The following is a 532-nucleotide window of genomic DNA, read 5'->3' on the forward strand; positions in this document are numbered from 1 at the left end:
GAATTTAAAAAAGCTTTTTAGATAGCGAACTATCGCACACATAACGGCAACAATAGCCAGCTTTTTATTCTTACCCCTAGATATTAAGTTCTCATAACGTATTCTAAATTTATCATTAAAACGAATACACACTAAAGCGCAAGTAAATAATGACTTACGTATTAACGGGCTACCATGTTTATTAATACAAAGCGTTTTATTGACGCTCGAACCACTTTGGAAAACTCGGGGTGATAAGCCTATAAAGCTAATAACCTGTTTTTCAGACTTATCGCGATTAAAATGAAGTTGAGGAAATAATTTTAAAGCCAAATCAATACCTATGCCTTTATTTTCTTTTATAATTTTTTCTGTTTGTGGGATAATATTTTTTAATAAATCATAAGCTAAAAGTTTGAGTTCGGAGTGTGTTTGTTTGATTTGCTTTGTTAAATTTGTGATAAAAGTAGATAAAATTTTATCTTGCAAATTTGATTGTGAATGATTAAAATTTTTCAGTTGTGTTTGAAGCTTGGTAAGCAAAGTTAAAGCT

General features: G+C 29.7%; 1 protein-coding gene. It reads right to left on the bottom strand.

The window, feature by feature from the left end; all coding sequences use genetic code 11:
- A partial coding sequence (locus CCAL9328_RS10725) for a transposase (protein WP_170000646.1) occupies positions 1-532 on the bottom strand: 532 nt, incomplete at both ends.

The organism is Campylobacter sp. RM9328 (genome assembly GCF_012978615.1).